The organism is Streptomyces sp. NPDC127108 (assembly GCF_042677545.1).
Taxonomy (GTDB): Bacteria; Actinomycetota; Actinomycetes; order Streptomycetales; family Streptomycetaceae; genus Streptomyces.
The window spans coordinates 49119-66032 of sequence record NZ_JBHXTE010000025.1; the positions used below are offsets into that span (position 1 = coordinate 49119).

Consider the following 16914-nt stretch of genomic DNA (forward strand, 5'->3'; position numbering starts at 1 on the left):
CTCTCCGTACGCCCACGCTCCTTGGGAGGGTGTGTTTCACGTGAAACCGATCGACCCGCGTCTGCTCCGGTACGCCCGCTCCACCCGTGTCTTCCTGGCCGCGGTGGTGGTCCTCGGCCTGGCCGGGGCGGGGTTGGTCGTCGCCCAGGCCATGCTGATCGCCGAGATCGTGGTGGGCGGCTTCCAACACGGGTACGGCGTCGGTGACCTGAGGACACCGCTGGTCCTGCTCGTGGCCGTGGCCGTGGGCCGGGCCGCGGTGTCGTGGCTGACCGAACTCGCCGCGCACCGGGCGAGCGCGGCGGTGAAGTCGGAGCTGCGGGGACGGCTGCTCGAGCGGGCGGGGGAGCTGGGGCCGGGGTGGCTGACCGGTCAGCGGACGGGATCCCTGATCACCCTGGCCACGCGGGGCGTGGACGCGCTCGACGACTACTTCTCGCGCTATCTGCCGCAGTTGGGACTCGCGGTGGTGGTGCCGGCGGCCGTGCTGCTCCGCGTGGTCACCGAGGACTGGGTGTCGGCGGCGATCATCGTGGGCACGCTGCCGCTCATCCCGGTGTTCATGATGCTGATCGGCTGGGCCACCCAGGCCCGGATGGACCGGCAGTGGCAGTTGCTCTCCCGGCTGTCCGGGCACTTCCTGGACGTGGTCGCGGGGCTGCCCACGCTGAAGGTGTTCGGGCGGGCCAAGGCACAGGCCGAGTCGATCCGGAAGATCACCGGGGAGTACCGGCGGGCGACGATGCGGACGCTGCGCATCGCGTTCCTGTCGTCGTTCGCCCTGGAGCTGCTCGCCACGATCTCGGTGGCCCTGGTCGCCGTCACCATCGGCATGCGGCTCGTCCACGGCGACATGGAGCTGTACGACGGCCTGGTGATCCTGATCCTCGCGCCCGAGGCGTATCTGCCGCTGCGGCAGGTGGGGGCGCGGTATCACGCGGCGGTCGAGGGAGTGGCCGCGGCAGAGGAGATCTTCGCGGTCCTGGAGGCGCCGGTTCCGGCCGAGGGCACGGGAGTTGTGCCTGCGGGCGGTGCGGTCGGCGTGGCTGTGGACGGGGTGACCGTCCGGTACCCGGGGCGGGCGGTCGACGCTGTCCGTGGGGTGTCGTTCGCCGTCGAGCCCGGGGAGACGGTGGCCCTGGTGGGGCCCAGCGGGTCGGGCAAGTCGACGCTTCTGAACGTGCTGTTGGGCTTTGTGCCGCCCACCGCGGGGCGCGTCCTGGTCGAAGGTGCCGACCTGGCCGACCTGTCCCTCGAAGGGTGGCGGGAGCGGATCGCCTGGGTGCCGCAGCGGCCGCACCTGTTCGCCGGGACCATCGCCGAGAACGTGCGCCTTGCCCGTCCCGAGGCGGCGGACGAGGACGTCGAGGAGGCGCTGCGCGCCGCGGGGGCCCGGGAGTTCGTGGCCGGGCTGCCCCGGGGCGCCGGGACCGCCCTGGGGGAGGACGGGGCCGGGCTCTCCGCCGGGCAGCGGCAGCGGGTCGCTCTGGCCCGGGCGTTCCTGGCCGACCGGCCCGTGGTGTTCCTCGACGAGCCGACCGCCGCGCTGGACGGGGAGACCGAGGCGGGCATCGTCGAGGCGGTGCGGAGGCTGGCCGTGGGCCGGACCGTGGTGATGGTCGTCCATCGGCCCGCGTTGCTGGGGGTTGCTGACCGGGTGGTCCGGGTGGACGGCGCGGGGGGTGGTGCCGGTGGTGCGGTGAGTGCTGCCGACCGCGCGGTGAGCGGTGCCGGTGGGCGGGGGTTGGGCCTGCCCGTCCCTGAGCTGGCGGCTTCGGTCGAACAGGGAGTGCGTCGGTCGCCCGGCGGCGTGGTCGTCCGCAGCGGTGATGGCACGGGCTGTGGTGGTGACGACGCTCAGGGTGCCAAGGGTGGTGGCCGGAGCGGCAGTCGCGAGGTCATCGGGGGCAGTGAGGGCAGCGGCGATGGCAGGGGCAGCGGCGACGGCACGGGCAGCGGCGGCAGCAGGGGCAGCGGTGCGGGCTCCGGTGGCCTGGAGAGCGGCTTGCTCGGTCAGGCTGTGTCTCTTGGTGAACGGGCGGGTGAGGTTGCGGGTTCCCGTCGGCAGGGCGGGGATCTGGCCCGGGTCCGGGCGGCGGCACGACAGCGCAAGGGCAGGCTGGCGTTGGCCCTGCTGCTCGGGAGCCTCGCCGTCGGGAGTGCCGTCGGGCTCATGGCCACCTCCGGGTGGCTGATCTCGCGGGCCTCCGAGCAGCCCCCGGTGATGTACCTGATGATCGCCGTCACGGCGACCCGCGCCTTCGGCATCGGACGGGCCTGCTTCCGGTACGCCGAGCGCCTCGTGTCGCACGACGCGGTACTGCGGATGCTGGCCGACACCAGGGTCGCGGTGTTCCGGCGCCTGGAACGCCTCGCCCCGGCGGGCCTGCGCACGACCCGGCGCGGCGACCTGCTGTCCCGCCTCGTCGCCGACGTGGACGCCCTCCAGGACTACTGGCTGCGCTGGCTGCTGCCCACGGGCGCCGCGGCCGCCGTCGGCCTGGGAGCTGTCGGCTTCACCGCGTGGCTGCTCCCGGAGGCCGGCGCCGTCCTCGCCGTGGGCCTGCTGGCCGCCGGAGTCGGCGTGCCCCTGGTGAGCGGCGCCGTCGCCCGCCGCGCGGAACGCAAGCTGGCCCCCGCGCGCGGGGTGCTCGCCACGAGGGTCGCCGACCTGCTCACGGGGACGGCGGAGCTGACGGTCGCGGGCGCCCTGCGCCGACGTACCGACCGGGCGAAGGAGGCCGACGCCGAACTGACCCGGATCGCGTCCCGGACGGCGACCGCCACCGCGCTCGGCGACGGGCTCACCGCACTGGCCACCGGCCTCACCGTGGCCGCGGCGGCCCTCGTCGGCGTCCAGGGCCTGCACGACGGACGGCTCAGCGGCGTCGCGCTCGCCGTGGTCGTCCTCACCCCGCTCGCCGCGTTCGAGGCCGTGCTCGGGCTGCCGCTCGCCGTGCAGTACCGCCAGCGCGTCCGCAAGAGCGCCGAGCGGGTCCACGATGTCCTCGACGCCCCCGAACCCGTCCAGGACCCCACCGAGCCCGCACAGGCCCCGCAGACGCCCTTCCCGCTGCGCCTCGACGCGCTGCGGGCCCGCCACGACGGCCAGGAGCGGGACGCGCTCGCGGGCGTCTCCCTGACCCTGGAGCGCGGCCGCCGCGTCGCCGTCGTCGGCCCGTCCGGGTCCGGCAAGACCACGCTCGCCCAGGTCCTGCTGCGCTTCCTGGGCACGTCCGAGGGGACGTACACGCTGGGCGGCACGGACGCGGCGGCGCTCGACGGCGACACCGTGCGCCGTTTCGTCGGCCTGTGCGCCCAGGACGCCCACGTCTTCGACAGCTCCGTGCGCGAGAACCTGCTGCTCGCCCGCAGGGACGCGAGCGACGACGAGCTGTACGCGGCGCTCGGGCGGGCCCGGCTCGACGGCTGGGTGGCCTCCCTGCCCGACGGGCTCGACACGCTCGTCGGGGAACACGGAGCACGCCTCTCCGGAGGCCAGCGGCAGCGCCTCGCGCTCGCCCGCGCGCTGCTCGCCGACTTCCCCGTCCTCGTACTCGACGAGCCCGCCGAACACCTCGACCTGCCGACCGCCGACGCCCTCACCGCCGACCTGCTCGCGGCCACGGAGGGCCGGACGACGCTGCTCATCACGCACCGGCTCGCCGGGCTCGACGCGGTGGACGAGGTGCTCGTCCTGGACGAGGGACGGGTGGCGCAGCGCGGGGCGTACGCGGAGCTCGTGGCCGTGGACGGGCCGCTGCGGCGGATGCGGGAGCGGGAGGCGGCGGGGGACGCGCTGGCCGGGGTCGGTGCCGCTGCCGCTGCCGAGGCTGAGGTCGAGGTCGGGGCCGGGGTCGGAGCTGGAGCCGGGGTCGGGGGCTGACGGTGGCCGTGGCGGTGACGGTCTCGGTGGGCGGGTGACGCCGATGGCCGCCGTCCGTGCGGGCCAGGGCCCGGTGAAGGCTCGACTTTCCACGGCAAATCGGACTAACTACCCTCAAGGCATGTCCGTCCCCCCGGCCCCCGCCCCCACCCCGCCTCCCGAAGGCAGCCCGGACCCGGCGGAGGTCGCGGCCCAGGCGACCCGCAGCCTCCAGGGGCTGTCCACCGAGCTGACCGCGCGCGTACCGCAGCTCCTGGAGGCGATGCGTTCCGTCGGCACCGGCCTGGAACTGCACACCACCCTGGACCGCATCTGCGAGACCGCGGCCGCGCTCACGGACGCGCGCTACGCGGCCATCGGCGTCGTCTCCGAAGACGGCGACGGGCTCGCCGACTTCGTCTACCACGGCATCGACGAGGCGACCGCCGCCCGCATCGGCCGCCTCCCCGATGGACACCGCGGGCTCCTCGGCGCGCTCATCCACCAGCCGGGGACGCTGCGCCTCGCCGACCTGGCCGCCGACCCGCGCTCCTGCGGCTTCCCCGCCCATCACCCGCCGATGCGCGGCTTCCTGGGGGTGCCGATCCGCGTCCAGGGCGAGATCTTCGGCAACCTCTACCTCACGGAGAAGCGCGACGGCGGCGAGTTCAACGACTACGACGTGCACATGGTCCGGGTCCTCGCCACGGAGGCGGGCATCGCGATCGGCAACGCACGCCTCTACGAGGCCGCCAAGCAGCGCGAGCGGTGGATCGACGGCTCCGTGGCGGTCACCACGGCGCTGCTCTCCGGCTCCGACGCGGAGGACGCCCTCGCGGTGGTCGCGGAGCAGGCGCGCCATCTGGCCGACTCGGCGGCGGGCATCGTGCTGCTGCCCGACGAGGAGGGCGGCATGGAGATCGTCGCCGTGTCCTCGGACCGGCCCAGCGGGGCGCTCGGTGTGGTGGTGCCTCCGGAGAGCCGCATCGTCGCCGACCTGCTCGACGGCCGGGCCGTGTTCATCGACGACGCGGCCACCGACCCGCGCATCATGACCGACCTCGCACGCGGCTACGGACCCGCCATGATGCTGCCCCTGCAGAGCGACGGCCGGGTCCTGGGGACGCTCGTCACGCCCCGCGCGCGCGGGGCACGCCCCTTCACCGAGGCCGAGCGGACCCTCGCCACCCAGTTCGCCTCGCAGGCCGCGCTCGCGCTGATGATGGCCGAGGCGCAGCGCGACCGGGAGCGCCTCGCCGTCTACGAGGACCGCGACCGGATCGCCCGCGATCTCCACGACCTCGTCATCCAGCGGCTCTTCGCCACCGGGATGATGCTGGAGAGCGCCCAGCGGCGGTCCGTCGTGCCGGAGGTGCAGCAGGGCGTCGGCAAGGCCGTCGACGAGCTGGACGTGACGATCCAGGAGATCCGTACGGCGATCTTCGCGCTCCAGCAGGGGCCCGCCGAGGCGCCCGCCGGGCTGCGCACCCGCGTCCTGCGCGAGATCAACATGGCGGCCGTGCCGCTCGGCTTCAAGCCCTCCCACCACTTCGTGGGCCCCGTCGACACGGTCGTCGGCGAACTCACCGGCAAGAACCTCATCGCGGCCCTCCGCGAGGCCCTGTCGAACGCCTTCCGGCACGCGCGGGCCGCCCGCATCGACGTCGTCGTCGACGCCACGCTGGTCCTGCCGGACGGGGCGCGGGGCGTACGCCTGACCGTGGCGGACGACGGCGTCGGCATCACGGAGGGCGGCCGCCGCAGCGGCCTGAAGAACCTCAAGCGGCGCGCGGAGTCCCTGGGGGGCGCCAGTTGGTACGGGCCGGGCATCGGGGAGGACGGGGGCGGGACGACGGTGGTGTGGCAGGCGCCGTACTGACGGGCGAGGGCGTCCGCCGGCGATGCGCTGGGCCGCCCGCCGCGTGGACGTGCCGTGCGCCCCTGTTCGGCGGAACCGCGTGCCCCGTACGGGTCACCGGGTCCCCCGCGCGTACGAGCTGCGCAGGCGCCGCCCGCCCGTGCGGGCAACGATCCGGGACATGCGTTCCCTGCCCTGCCGCCCGCTCGTCGCACCGCTCCTGCCGGTCCTGTTGTGCGCGCTCGTCGCTCTCGGCGTGCCCGGGACGGCGGCGGCCGCGGACGCGCGGGACGGAGGCGATGGGCGCAAGGGCAGCGACGGAAGCCCCGGGAGTCCTGGAAGCCCCGGAAGCCCCGGGAGTCCTGGAAGCGACGGGCACGGCGGGCCGAGCACCAGCGTGGAGGTGGCACGCCTCTACGTAGAGGCCCAGTCCGCCACCCTGCGCTACGAGACGGGGCGGCGCGCGGCCGGAGTGCAGCGCGCCCGCGTCAAGCACCTGGAGCGGCTGCTCGCCAAGGAGCGGTACGAGGTCGCCGTGCTGCACGAGGACCTGGGCCGGATGGCCAGCGCCCAGTACCGCACCGGCGGCGGCCTGCCGCTCACCGCGCGCCTGCTGCTCGCGGACAACCCCGACGAACTGCTGCGCGGCAGGCGGGTCGTGGGGCAGGCGGACCTCGCCGTGACCAACACCGTCGCCAGGACCCAGCGGGCCGCTGCCAGGCTCGCCGCGGCCCAGCGGTCCGCCACCCGCGCCCGGGACGTGCTCGACCGGCGGGAGGCGCGCCTGGCCCGCCTCAAGCGGGACATCGAGGCGAAGCTGGAGTCGGCGCGGTGGACCCTGCAGGAGGAGGCCGACGCGTCGGCCGCCGCGGGCCGGTGCCGGGGCGCGGTCCGGCTCGCGCAGCCGGAATCGTCATCTACGCGCGCGTGGGTGACGCCCGTGGAGACGTACGAGCTGTCCGCGGGCTTCGACAGCGCGGGTGCGCGCTGGGCGGCCCGGCACACCGGGCAGGACTTCGCCGTCGGCATCGGCGCCCCGGTGCGGTCGGTGGGGGCCGGACGGGTGGTGCGGGTGGCGTGCGGCGGCGGCTTCGGCATGGAGGTCGTGGTGCGGCACGAGGACGGTTCGTACACGCAGTACGCGCACTTGGCGTCCGTCGCCGTCGACCAGGGGGAGCGGGTGCGCACCGGCCAGTGGGTCGGTCAGGCGGGCACCACCGGCAACTCGACCGGCCCGCACCTGCACTTCGAGGCACGGCTGACGCCGGACCTGGGCTCAGGGGTGGATCCGGTGGGGTGGCTGGCGGAGCGGGGAGTGGGGCTCTAGGGCCCGTCCGGCCCGAGGCGCACTTGCCGGACCGACGGCTCGGTCGGCGGGTCTACCGCTCGGCCAGTATTCGTTCGATGACGACTGCCACGCCGTCCTCGTTGTTGGCGACCGTGCGGCCGGACGCCGCCGCGATCACGTCCGCGTGGGCGTTGTCCATGGCGTACGAGACACCGGCCCAGGTGAGCATCTCGATGTCGTTCGGCATGTCTCCGAAGGCGACGACTTCCTCGTGGCTGATGCCGCGCTCGGCGCAGCACAGGGCGAGGGTGCTGGCCTTGGAGACACCGGGGCCGCTGATCTCCAGGAGCGCGGTCGGGCTGGACCGGGTGATCTCCACGCGGTCGCCCACGGCTACCCGGGCGAGGGCCAGGAACGCGTCCGGGGACAGCTCGGGGTGGTGGGCGAGGACCTTGAGGACGGGCTGGTCGGCGCTGTCGGACTCGGTTCTGAGGAGCTTCTCGGCGGGCGCGACGCTGACGGCGGGGTCCAGGTGCAGCGGCGGGTAGGCCGGTTCGTGGTGCACTCCGCCGGTCCGCTCGATCGCGAAGGACGTACCGGGCGCCGCCGCGCGCAGGATGCCGATCACGTCCAGGGCGATGGCGGGTTCGAGCTCGCGCACCATCACGAAGCGGTGGTTGCCGGGGCCGCCGTGCAGGTCGACCACCGCGGCGCCGTTCCCGCAGATGGCCAGGCCGTGGCCGTGCACATGGTCGCTGACGACGTCCATCCAGCGGGCCGGGCGCCCGGTCACGAAGAAGACCTCGATCCCGGCGGCCTCGGCGGCGGCGAGCGCGGCGACGGTGCGTTCCGAGACGGACTTGTCGTCACGCAGCAGCGTGCCGTCCAGATCCGTGGCGATCAGCCGGGGCGGAACGGAGGGGGCCGGGACGGGGGGCCGCGGGGTGGTTGAGGTCACGTACGCGATTGTCCCGCATATGCGCGCACGGGTGTGTGGCGGGGCGCACATCTGAGTACGTCTCACCCCCGTACGCCCCTGTCGCACCTCCGGCTCGCGGGGCGGCCGGAGGTGTCGACAGAGTCCACTGAGCGGCTCCGTCAGAGCTGGGCGAGCGCCTCCGTCGCGATGCGTTCGAAGACCTTCTCGTCCGCGCCGAAGTCCGTGCCGGGCAGCGGCCAGTGCAGGACGATCTCGTCGAAGCCGAGCGCGGCGTGCTTCCCCGCGAAGTCGACGAAGGCGTCGAAGGAGTCCAGCGGGCGGTCCGGGGTGAAGCCGGTGAGCAGCACCTTGTCCAGCTCGTCGACGTCCCGGCCGACGTCCGCGCAGGCCTTGCCGAGCTTGTCGAGCTGGCCGCGGATGGCGTCGAGGGACTGCTCGGGGGTGCCCGTCGCGGAGATCTTCGGGTCGCCCGTCGTCACCCACGCCTGCCCGTGCCGCGCGGCGAGCCGCAGCCCGCGGGGCCCGGTGGCGGCCACGGCGAACGGCAGCCGGGGGCGCTGCACACAGCCGGGGATGTTCCGCGCCTCGTACGCCGCGTACCGCTCGCCCTCGTACGTCACCGAGTCCTCGGTGAGCAGGCGGTCGAGCAGCGGCAGGAACTCCCCGAAGTGGTCAGCGCGCTCCCGGGGCGTCCAGGGCTCCTCGTCGGCGCGGCGGAGGGTGGCGGCGTCGAAGCCGTTGCCGCCCGCGCCGATGCCGAGCGTGACGCGGCCGTTCGACACGTCGTCGAGGGTGATCAGCTCCTTGGCGAGCGTCACCGGGTGCCGGAAGTTCGGCGAGGTGACGAGCGTGCCCAGGCGGATCCGCCCGGTCGCGGCCGCGGCGGCCGTCAGCGTCGGCAGCGCGCCGAACCAGGGCCCGTCGCGGAAGGTCCGCCAGGAGAGGTGGTCATAGGTGTACGCGGTGTGGAAACCGAGGTCCTCCGCGCGCTGCCAGCGCTCCTTGCCCCCCTCGTGCCAGCGGCGGACGGGCAGGATGACGGTGCTCAGACGCAGACTCATGCCATCGAGCGTACGACCGTCCGGAGGATCGCCTTCCTCTTGCGGCGCGGTGCCCGCACGGTCCGGGCGGGCCCGTCGGCAGCCGTGCCACCGCTCCTGCCGGGCGTTTCGCCCTGCGGGCCCGCGCTCAGCGGACCCGGGCGTTCAGCCATGGCGTGAGCGAGATCATGGGGATCAGTTCCTTGTACGTCTCGTCGCCGGGCAGCGGTACGACCAGCCAGTAGCCGGGCGGGAAGCGGCGGCCCTTGACGTACGCGAGGCCGCCGAGGACCGACCGGACGAACGCGGGCACCGAGTCGCGCGGGATGTCGTGGCACTCCACGCCGTCGACGTCGATCAGCGCGTCGTCGTCGGGGTAGAGGCGCACGGAGAGCCGGGGGGAGCCGCCGAACTCCACGAACGCCTCGTGCGGCAGCGAGCCGTCCGGGTCCGTCGTCATCTCGAAGCCCGCGGCGCTGCGGCGGGAGGTCCGGTCGGCGCCGATGTCGTGCGCGACCTCGATCTCCCGCTCGTGCTCACGCGCTATCGCGCGCAGCGCGGCGACGGCGGCCTCGGTGCTGTGCAGGTGCTCCATGTCTCCCGATCATGCCTGGTCGGCGGCGCGGTCGCCGGTTCTCGCCGCGCTCGCTCTCCCCGCGCTCGGTTCTCCGCACTCGGTTCTCCACACTCGCTCGGTTCTCCGCGCGTCGGCTCGTTCTCCCCGCCCTCGATTTCTCGCCATCGACTTTTTCTCGCTATCAACTTTTCATCGACGAATTTCGAGCCACAGGTTTGATCCACAACCAAGTCCGGTTATCCACAGGCTCGTTGGCGATTCTGTGGACAACTCTCAGGCGGATGGCGGCTTTTGGGCAACTGATGTCTGTTTGGGGTCAATTGAGGCAAGTCTGTCCAATGTCCGGCTGTGGACTTCCCGTTCGGCGGCCGCCGCGATGAACGCCGCCGCGTTCTCCCGCCCAACCAGGTCCTGAACAGCGCGCATTGTGTCGGCGGGCAGGCCCACGTACTCGGGCTCGTCGCCCCCTCGGAGGGGCTCCTCGGCGACGAGGTGACGGCGCAGGTTGCGCGTGGCCAACAAGCGCATCGCGCGCGCCAGTTCGGCGTCGACCGACTTCTGCGCCAGCGGGCGGAGGCGCCGGATGAGCGAGGCGGCCTCGGCCGCGTCGGCCTCGGTCGGCTGGTGATCGCCGAGGTAGCGCGCGAAGACGTACTCGTTGGTGAACTCCAGGAAACGGGCCGCGATGTGCTCGACCTGCCCCCTCAACTCCCGCAGATGGCTGGAGATCGCCGACAGCGGAACCCCCGCCGCGTGCAACTCGGCGGCCACCGCGAGCTCTTGCGGGCTCGGCACCAGGAACTCGTCGTCGTTCCCCGGCAGCGGCTCAAGCACGCCGAGCGCGACCGCGTCCGCCACCGCCGCCGGGTCCGGGACGCCGCCGAACGCCTCGATCAGCTCCGCCCGCGTGATCCGGTCGGCCTCCTCGTCCGTCCAGGGCCCGTCGACCTCCGCGACCAGACCGAGCACACCGCCGAGGCCGCGGCCCGCGTCCCAGGCCTCCAGGAGCTCCTTGATGGAGGCCAGGGTGTACCCCCGGTCGAGCAGGTCGGCGATCTGGCGCAGCCGGGCCAGATGCGCGTCCCCGTACACGTTGGACCGGCCGCGCCGCTCGGGCCGGGGCAGCAGACCGCGGTCCTGATAGGCACGGATGGTGCGCACCGTGGCCCCGCTGTGGTGGGCGAGGTCCTCTATCCGGTACTCCACGCGGGGCTCACCCGGGGCGGGCGCCGACACCTGGGGCGCTCCCGTCCCACCGCTGTCCGCGGTGGCCGCGCTGTTCGCGGTGGCCTTCGTGCCCGCGGTGTCTGCCGTGTCCGCCGAGTCCGTCGAGCCCTCCTCGGACCACCGCTCCGTACGCGACCCCGTGGCCGACCCGTCCTCCACCACGCTTCAGCCCCTCCCGGCTCCCGGCGCTCGTGCTAGGCGATGGCCGCGCGGCCCGCCACCGCCGCCGCGGTCCGTGCCGCCGGCGACTGCGCCAGATAGTCGACGGCCTTGCGCAGCGAGCCCTCCTGCGACGGATGGTACGACCGCCGCAGATAGCGGGGCACGGCCGCGCCGAGCTTCCGCATGGAGGGCAGCAGGCCCTTGTCCACGGCCCTGTTGTACGCCCGGGGCGTCAGCCGGGGCCTCCGCGCCGCCCCCGCTGCCCCGGCTGGCCCTGCTGTCCCCGTCGCCCTCGCGAGGCGCGGGTCGTGGCGGATCAGATACGCGCTGCCCCAGATCCACAGATAGAGCATCACGGGGGCCGTGACCGCCATGGCCGCGACCCGGCGCGCGTACCGGGGCGCGCCCGTGCCGCCGCAGTGCTGGTACATGTCGAACGCGACCGCGCGGTGCTCCACCTCCTCCGCGCCGTGCCAGCGCAGCAGGTCCAGCATGACCTCGTCCGCCCCGGCCCGGTCGAGCCCGTCGGCGGCGAGCACCCAGTCGCCGAGCACCGCCGTGAACTGCTCGATGGCGGCCACCACCGCGAGCCGGAACCGCAGCCACTCCTGCGTCGACACCAGCGGCCCGAGCGGCGTCCGGTCCCCTAGGAGCCGCTCGAAGAGGAAGTCGACGTACTTCGTGAAGTCGGCCGTGTCCAGGCGCTGCGCCGCCAGGTGGTCGAGCACGTGCGCGTGCTGCACGCTGTGCGTCGCCTCCTGCCCCATGAAACCCTTGACGTCCTTGAGGAGCACGGGGTCGGTGACCAGCGGCAGGCCCTCCTTGAAGACCTTCACGAACCACCGCTCCCCCGCCGGGAGCAGCAGGTGCAGGACGTTGATGACGTGCGTGGCGACGGGCTCGTCCGGGATCCAGTCCAGCGGGGTCTCGTCCCAGTCGAACGAGACCCGGCGCGGCACGATCGCGTAGTGCTCTTCCTGGTGTTCTCCCTGGCGCTCTTCCTTGCGTTCTTCCCCGCGCTCTATCCCGCGTTCTTCCGGTTTCTCCGTACTCACAGCGGTGGCTCCAATCGGGCTATCGCGCGCAGGGCCTTGGGCGTGAAGCGGGACATGAGGTGGGCGCCGCGCGCCTCCGGGGTGACGGGGACGACGGCCTGATTGCGCACGACGGCGCGCAGGACGGCGTCGGCGACCTTCTCCGGGGGGTAGTTCCGCAGGCCGTAGAGGCGGGCGGACTTCTTCTGGCGGCGCTTCTCCTCGTCGGCGGAGACCCCGGCGAAGCGGGCGGTCGCCGTGATGTTCGTGTTCACGAAGCCCGGGCAGATCGCCGAGACCCCGATGCCCTGCCCGGCCAGCTCCGCGCGCAGGCACTCGCTGAGCATCAGGACGGCGGCCTTCGACGTGCTGTACGCCGGGAGGGCCTTGGAGGGCTGATAGGCCGCCGCCGACGCGGTGTTGACGATGTGCCCGCCCTGGCCGCGCTCGGCCATCTGCTTGCCGAAGAGACGGCACCCGTGGATCACGCCCCACAGGTTGACGTCGAGGACCTTCTTCCAGTCCTCGGAGCTGGTGTCGAGGAAGGAGCCGGACAGCCCGATGCCCGCGTTGTTCACCAGGACGTCCACCACGCCGTACTCCGTGGCGACCTTCTCGGCCAGCTTCTCCATGGCCTGCTCGTCGCTGACGTCGACCGTCTCCGCCCAGGCCGCCGGGGCGCCCACGAGCCGGGACAGCTCCGCCGTGCGGGCCGCGCCCTCCGCGTCCCGGTCGACGGCGATCACCCGTGCGCCCGCCTCCGCGAAGGCGAACGCCGTGGCCCGCCCGATGCCGCTGCCCGCGCCCGTGACCAGGACGAGCTGGCCCGCGAACCGCTCCGCGTGCTTGCCGGGCGCCGGGGCCGCCGCGCTCGCCAGGGCCGTCGGACCGCCGTCCTCGTGGGCCGTGACGAACTCCGTGATCCACGCCGTGAGCTGGTCCGGGCGGGTGCGCGGCACCCAGTGCTTGGCGGGGAGGGTGCGCCGGGTCAACTGCGGGGCCCACGACTCCAGGTCGTCGTACAGCTTCTCGGAGAGGAAGATGTCGCCGGAGGGGACGATGAGCTGCACCGGGGCGTGTGCGTAGGCGTCCGCGCGGGGCCTGCGCAGACGGGCCCGGACGTTGTCGCGGTAGAGCCAGGCGCCGTGCGCGGCGTCCGAGGGCAGCGACAGCGTGGGATAGCCGTCGGCGGGGACCTTCTCCAGGCGCTGGAGGATCTTCGGCCAGCGCTTGCCGAGCGGGCCGCGCCAGGCCAGCTCGGGCAGGACGGGGGTGTGCAGCATGTACACGTACCAGGACTTGGCGCCCTGGGAGGCGAGTTGGGCGGCGCGGCGCGGGGTCGGCCGCGTCATGCGCTTCTTGATCCAGTGCCCGAAGTGGTCGAGGGACGGCCCCGACATCGAGGTGAAGGACGCGATCCGCCCCTGGGTGCGCTCGACCGTCACGAACTCCCAGGCCTGCACCGAGCCCCAGTCGTGGCCCACCAGGTGCACCGGCTCGTCCGGGCTGACCGCGTCCGCGACGGCGAGGAAGTCGTCGGTGAGCTTCTCCAGCGTGAAACCGCCGCGCAGCGGCTTCGGCGCCGTCGACCTGCCGTGCCCGCGCACGTCGTACAGGACCACGTGGAAGCGGTCCGCGAGGCGCGTGGCCACCTCGGACCACACCTCCTTGGAGTCCGGATAGCCGTGCACGAGCAGCACCGTGGGCCGCGCCGCGTCCCCCAGCTCGGCGACGCACAGCTCCACGCCGCCCGTGCGCACCCAGCGCTCACGCGCACCCAAGAGATCCACGGTGGTCATGCGGCAGCCCTTTCCTCGGCCCAGCGCCGCACGTGCGGCAGATCGTCGTCCAGCCAGAAGGCGCTCTGCTCGGGGTCCTTGGAGTCGGTGACGACCAGGATCTCCTCGAACTTCGCGCCCGTGCCGCGGAAGCCCAGATGCGGCTCGACCGCCCACAGACCCGGCTGCGGCGGGTGGTCGGAGAACTTGTACGGCGACCACAGGGGCGACCAGCCGTCCCGGTGGCCGTGCAGCGCGTCGCTCGCGAGGCCCTTCAAGGACTGCGTGCCGAACCCGAAGACGTGCGGGGACAGCCGGCGCTCCTTGACCCGGTCGACCTTGTGCGCGATGACGCCGAAGGGATACGCGCGATGGCGGTTGGCGTACCCCTGGCGGACCATGAGCCGGTCCACGTCCTCGTAGATCTCGCGCAGCGAGCGGCGCTCGCGGACCTCGCGCAGGATCAGCTCGCGGTGCGCCTCCAGGTCCGCGAGCAGCTTGTCGTGCACGGGGTTGAGGCCCAGACAGCCGGAGTAGCCGATGTCGGCCGTGCAGCCCTGGAACACCGGGGCCATGTCGAGGATGAAGGGCATCCCCGGCTCCAGCCTGCGGTTGGTCGGGAAGAACTGCAGGGGTATCCGGAAGTTCGTGAACGCCGTGCGGTCGCCGAACCAGGCGAACGGCAGATGGAACCAGTCCCGCACTCCCCGCTCGCGCAGCCAGTCCCGCTGCATCCGCGCCGCCTCGCGCTCCGTCACCCCCGGCTTCAGCTGGGCGGCGACGGCCTCCGCGCACGCGTACGCGAGGGCCTGCACCTGCCGGAACCCTCGCAGCTCCGCGGAGAGTTCACCCTTCGATGCCGAGGTCACTGCCGAGATCCCTGCCGAGGTCATGGCTGAGGTCATGCCACCGTCCGTCCGTCGTGTCCGCACGCGCCGTGCCGCTCGCGCCCGCGCTCCGTCGTCTCCGTACGCGCTCGTAACTTGACACTGATGAATGTGACAATGGCTGACGGCTGCGTCAATAGTTCTGCCCAACCCCGCGGGACAGGTCCGGAAGTTCCCCGATGTCGCACCCGGGGGAACCTGTAGGGGGCGACTTACGGACGACCCCTACGGGCCCGTAATACTCGAGAGTGACGGTCGATCGAGCCTCAGGGCTGACGCCTTCGTGTGGCCCACGCCACTACGTTCGAACCGTGACTGTGATCGCGACCGAAAGCCTGAGCATGCGGTTCCCCCGGGTGACCGCACTTGACCGGCTCTCCATGGACATCGGACCCGGTGTGACCGGACTCGTCGGAGCCAACGGAGCCGGCAAGTCCACATTGATCAAGATCCTGCTGGGTCTGTCCCCCGCCACGGAGGGCCGCGCCGCCGTGCTCGGCCTCGACGTCGCCACCGAAGGCGGCCGGATTCGTGAGCGCGTCGGCTACATGCCCGAGCACGACTGCCTGCCGCCCGACGTCTCGGCCACCGAGTTCGTCGTCCACATGGCGCGCATGTCGGGCCTGCCGCCGGCCGCCGCGCGCGAGCGCACCGCGGACACCCTGCGCCATGTCGGGCTCTACGAAGAGCGCTACCGCCCCATCGGCGGCTACTCGACCGGCATGAAGCAGCGCGTGAAGCTCGCCCAGGCGCTGGTGCACGACCCGCAGCTGGTCTTCCTCGACGAGCCGACCAACGGCCTCGACCCGGTCGGCCGCGACGAGATGCTCGCCCTGATCCGCCGGGTGCACACCGACTTCGGCATCTCGGTCCTGGTCACCTCGCACCTCCTGGGCGAACTGGAGCGCACCTGCGACCACGTCGTCGTCATCGACGGCGGCAAGCTCCTGCGCTCCAGCTCCACCACGGACTTCACCCAGACCACCGCGACCCTCGCCGTCGAGGTCACCGACAGCGACGAGCACCCGGACGGCACCGCCGCCCTGCGCGAGGCCCTCAAGAGCCGCGGCGTCGCCACCCAGGACGACGGCGGCGGCCTCCCCGGCGCCGGGCACACCGTGCTCCTGGAGGCGGCGGACGAGGACACCTACGACCTCGTCCGGGACGTGGTGGTCGACCTGGGCCTCGGCCTGGTCCGCATGGAACAGCGCAGGCACCACATCGCGGAGGTCTTCCGCACCGGCGAGTCCGGCGAGTCCGGCGAGTCCGGCCGGTCCGGCAAGCCCGACGAGAGCGACCAGGTGTCCGAGCGCGCCGCCGCCTGGGCGGCCACCGCTGCCGCCGCCGAGCAGACGCAGACGGGAGGCGGCCGCGATGCCCGCTGACTCCACCCAGATCCACAACATCGGCTACCGGCACTACGACGGCCAGCGCCTGGGCCGCGCGTACGCCACCCGCTCGCTGTTCTCGCAGAGCCTGCGCGGCGCCTACGGCCTCGGCCGCTCCGCCAAGTCCAAGGTCCTGCCGATGATCCTCTTCGGGGTCATGTGCGCCCCCGCGCTGATCATGGTCGCGGTCGCCGTGGCCACCAAGGCCAACGACCTCCCCGTCGACTACACGCGCTACGCGGTCCTGCTCCAGGCCGTCATCGGCCTCTACCTGGCCGCGCAGGCGCCGCAGACGGTCTCCAGGGACCTGCGGTTCAAGACCGTGCCCCTGTACTTCTCGCGCCCCATCGAACGCGTCGACTACGTACGCGCCAAGTTCGCGGCACTCGCGAGCGCGCTGTTCATCCTGACGGCCTTCCCGCTGATCGTGCTCTACGTAGGCGCGCTGCTCGCCAAGCTCGACTTCGCCGACCAGACGAAGGGCTTCGCCCAGGGGCTCGTCTCCGTGGCGCTGCTGTCCGTGCTGTTCTCCGGGATCGCGCTGGTCATCTCGGCGGTCACGCCGCGCCGAGGCTTCGGCATCGCCGCCGTCATCGCCGTCCTGACCATCTCCTACGGAGCGGTCTCCACCGTCCAGGCCATTGCCCACGAACAGGGCAGCTCCGAAGCCATCAGCTGGCTCGGCCTGTTCTCGCCGATCACCCTCATCGACGGCGTGCAGACCGCCTTCCTGGGCGCCACGTCCGCCTTCCCCGGGGAGCAGGGCCCCTCGACCGGCACGGGCCTCGTGTACGTCCTCGTCGTCCTCGCCCTCATCGCCGGAAGCTACGCCGGCCTGCTGCGCCGCTACCGAAAGGCCGGGCTCTAGCC

12 protein-coding genes are annotated in these 16914 nt (G+C 73.1%); 5 read left to right on the forward strand and 7 right to left on the reverse strand.

Translation table 11 applies throughout. The annotated features are described in order from the left end of the window. Nucleotides 1–40: 40 nt before the first annotated feature. From cydD to ACFVHO_RS22030, 3 genes are all read left to right on the forward strand, one after another. Nucleotides 41–3886: a thiol reductant ABC exporter subunit CydD gene (cydD, locus tag ACFVHO_RS22020; protein WP_385717055.1), complete on the forward strand. Its 3846-nt coding sequence runs from the start codon at nucleotides 41–43 to the stop codon at nucleotides 3884–3886. A 121-nt stretch (nucleotides 3887–4007) separates the two neighbouring features. Then, nucleotides 4008–5744, forward strand: coding sequence for a GAF domain-containing sensor histidine kinase (locus ACFVHO_RS22025; RefSeq protein WP_385717058.1), 1737 nt, complete (start codon nucleotides 4008–4010; stop codon nucleotides 5742–5744). 160 nt (nucleotides 5745–5904) lie between these two features. Next, nucleotides 5905–7050, forward strand: coding sequence for a M23 family metallopeptidase (locus ACFVHO_RS22030; protein WP_385717061.1), 1146 nt, complete (start codon nucleotides 5905–5907; stop codon nucleotides 7048–7050). A gap of 52 nt (nucleotides 7051–7102) precedes the next feature. Here the strand turns inward: ACFVHO_RS22030 and ACFVHO_RS22035 are convergent, their stop codons facing one another. The 7 genes from ACFVHO_RS22035 to ACFVHO_RS22065 form a co-directional block, all read right to left on the reverse strand. Further along, nucleotides 7103–7969, reverse strand: coding sequence for a Cof-type HAD-IIB family hydrolase (locus tag ACFVHO_RS22035; RefSeq protein WP_385717064.1), 867 nt, complete (start codon nucleotides 7967–7969; stop codon nucleotides 7103–7105). 140 nt (nucleotides 7970–8109) lie between these two features. Next, nucleotides 8110–9012: an LLM class flavin-dependent oxidoreductase gene (locus ACFVHO_RS22040; RefSeq protein WP_385717067.1), complete on the reverse strand. Its 903-nt coding sequence runs from the start codon at nucleotides 9010–9012 to the stop codon at nucleotides 8110–8112. Between the two features lie 127 nt (nucleotides 9013–9139). Beyond that, complete coding sequence (locus tag ACFVHO_RS22045; RefSeq protein ID WP_385717070.1) at nucleotides 9140–9586, reverse strand: hypothetical protein; 447 nt, start codon at nucleotides 9584–9586, stop codon at nucleotides 9140–9142. 255 nt (nucleotides 9587–9841) lie between these two features. Beyond that, nucleotides 9842–10804, reverse strand: a complete 963-nt coding sequence (locus ACFVHO_RS22050) for a MerR family transcriptional regulator (RefSeq protein WP_385717270.1) — start codon at nucleotides 10802–10804, stop codon at nucleotides 9842–9844. A 185-nt stretch (nucleotides 10805–10989) separates the two neighbouring features. Then, on the reverse strand, nucleotides 10990–11982 hold the full coding sequence (locus ACFVHO_RS22055) for a metal-dependent hydrolase (protein ID WP_385717273.1): 993 nt from the start codon (nucleotides 11980–11982) through the stop codon (nucleotides 10990–10992). 26 nt (nucleotides 11983–12008) lie between these two features. Next, complete coding sequence (locus ACFVHO_RS22060) at nucleotides 12009–13790, reverse strand: SDR family oxidoreductase (RefSeq protein WP_385717073.1); 1782 nt, start codon at nucleotides 13788–13790, stop codon at nucleotides 12009–12011. Beyond that, nucleotides 13787–14638: a M24 family metallopeptidase gene (locus ACFVHO_RS22065; RefSeq protein WP_385717076.1), complete on the reverse strand. Its 852-nt coding sequence runs from the start codon at nucleotides 14636–14638 to the stop codon at nucleotides 13787–13789. Before ACFVHO_RS22065 ends, ACFVHO_RS22060 begins: the two co-directional genes overlap by 4 nt. 335 nt (nucleotides 14639–14973) lie before the next feature. On the opposite strand from ACFVHO_RS22065, the gene ACFVHO_RS22070 reads away from it, so the two are divergent. Then, nucleotides 14974–16041, forward strand: coding sequence for an ABC transporter ATP-binding protein (locus tag ACFVHO_RS22070; protein ID WP_385717276.1), 1068 nt, complete (start codon nucleotides 14974–14976; stop codon nucleotides 16039–16041). Continuing rightward, nucleotides 16031–16912 carry an ABC transporter permease gene (locus tag ACFVHO_RS22075; RefSeq protein WP_385717079.1) on the forward strand — a complete coding sequence of 294 codons (882 nt, stop codon included), beginning with the start codon at nucleotides 16031–16033 and terminating at the stop codon, nucleotides 16910–16912. The genes ACFVHO_RS22070 and ACFVHO_RS22075 overlap by 11 nt, the downstream gene beginning before the upstream one ends. Nucleotides 16913–16914 lie beyond the last annotated feature (2 nt).

Coding starts and splice junctions, on each gene's coding strand:
- ACFVHO_RS22060 (WP_385717073.1), bottom strand. CDS start 13,790: ATGACCACCGTGGATCTCTTGGGTGCGCGTGAGCGCTGGGTGCGCACG.
- ACFVHO_RS22040 (WP_385717067.1), bottom strand. CDS start 9,012: ATGAGTCTGCGTCTGAGCACCGTCATCCTGCCCGTCCGCCGCTGGCAC.
- ACFVHO_RS22030 (WP_385717061.1), top strand. CDS start 5,905: ATGCGTTCCCTGCCCTGCCGCCCGCTCGTCGCACCGCTCCTGCCGGTC.
- ACFVHO_RS22045 (WP_385717070.1), bottom strand. CDS start 9,586: ATGGAGCACCTGCACAGCACCGAGGCCGCCGTCGCCGCGCTGCGCGCG.
- ACFVHO_RS22075 (WP_385717079.1), top strand. CDS start 16,031: ATGCCCGCTGACTCCACCCAGATCCACAACATCGGCTACCGGCACTAC.
- ACFVHO_RS22025 (WP_385717058.1), top strand. CDS start 4,008: ATGTCCGTCCCCCCGGCCCCCGCCCCCACCCCGCCTCCCGAAGGCAGC.